Genomic DNA, 1,045 nt, shown 5'->3' with positions numbered 1-1,045 from the left:
GACGGCTCAAGATTCGTTACGAACGCTATGCTCATGTTCACGAGGCCTTCATGTCTCTGGCTTGCGCTTTGATTTGCTGGACGCGTCTAAAGTCTCTGTTTAACTAATTTCGCAACAGCTTCTAAGTGTTGTGAGCGCTTGTGACGTTGCGCTGCCGGTTGGCTTATTGGGCTCGATTCTATTCAAAGCTTCTCGAAGCTCGGCCGCGCGCGCAGCTCGTGCCCGCATATCACGCGATCCTTCGGCCAGCGTGACATAGATCTCGTCATGGTTTTGCCGGTGCGTGTCGATCGTGAGGCGATAGAGCAGGTCGCCTTCCTGCAACCAATTCTGCGCCGTGTCCTGTTTGTCTTTCATGGTCGTCCTCAATTCTGATCGCGTGGTATGGCCCGGCCGAGCTGCATCAAACCCGTTTCGAGCGTGACGCCGGCGGCCGCAGCCCATGTGCGGGCATCCTGCGCCGCTTTGTGCTGCGCGTAGCTGCCGGCATCGTCGGCCATCAGGTCGAGCAGCACGATGTCGGCCGAGTGCGAGACGTCGCTCACAAGGGCGCGGATCTCGATGCAAAGCGCGTCGAGGCGTGCGTGCATGCCCCTGCGGGCATCCGCAGGGGCTTCGTTTCTCTGGATTGCTTTTCGCCGCGCACGCGGCGTTTCGTTCTTCTGGAGTGCCTTTGCGGGCGTAAGCCCGCGCACACGCTTTGAAACTGCATTGCCGTCGACGCTCGCCAGTGTGATAGCCGGGCGCTTGTCCGCGCGTTCCCGCTTTCGCGGCAGCGGACGTGGGGTAGAAAGGGCCGGACGCGGGGTCATTGGGCTGCCTCCCGCGCCATTTCGGGCGTCCAGTCGGGGTCGGGCATCGTGAACAGCTTGTCGAGCCACCGCCGAACGCCTGCCATTTCCTTCGCCTTCGAAGCGCTAGGGATGCTCTGCACAAACGCGAATCGAGTGTGCTTGGTCGTTTGACAGGAAGCTGAATGCGCCACGACGCCAACCTATCAGCCCGGAACGAAGCTGGCCGGCACGCGCCGAGCAGCCTTCGCGTG

The 1,045-nt window shown here is 61.3% G+C and carries 2 protein-coding genes and 1 pseudogene; 1 reads left to right on the top strand and 2 read right to left on the bottom strand.

Annotated features, from left to right (window positions below):
- Window positions 1-107, top strand: a pseudogene (locus WS62_RS36655) (IS5/IS1182 family transposase); the annotation flags it as partial.
- Here WS62_RS36655 and WS62_RS34230 read toward each other — a convergent pair.
- Both WS62_RS34230 and WS62_RS19360 read right to left on the bottom strand, forming a co-directional pair.
- Entirely contained in the window at window positions 100-357 is a 258-nt protein-coding gene (locus tag WS62_RS34230) for a hypothetical protein (RefSeq protein WP_156441049.1), read from the bottom strand. The pseudogene WS62_RS36655 and the gene WS62_RS34230 overlap by 8 nt on opposite strands.
- Window positions 358-365: 8 nt before the next feature.
- Complete coding sequence (locus WS62_RS19360; protein ID WP_231748348.1) at window positions 366-812, bottom strand: hypothetical protein; 447 nt, start codon at window positions 810-812, stop codon at window positions 366-368.
- Between the last annotated feature and the right edge of the window lie 233 nt (window positions 813-1,045).

The organism is Burkholderia sp. ABCPW 14, assembly GCF_001523835.1.
Lineage (GTDB): Bacteria > Pseudomonadota > Gammaproteobacteria > Burkholderiales > Burkholderiaceae > Burkholderia > Burkholderia mayonis.
The sequence above is the reverse complement of the archived record's forward strand: the minus strand, read 5'-3'. Positions and strand labels throughout refer to the sequence as shown.

Coding starts and splice junctions, on each gene's coding strand:
- WS62_RS19360 (WP_231748348.1), bottom strand. CDS start 812: ATGACCCCGCGTCCGGCCCTTTCTACCCCACGTCCGCTGCCGCGAAAG.
- WS62_RS34230 (WP_156441049.1), bottom strand. CDS start 357: ATGAAAGACAAACAGGACACGGCGCAGAATTGGTTGCAGGAAGGCGAC.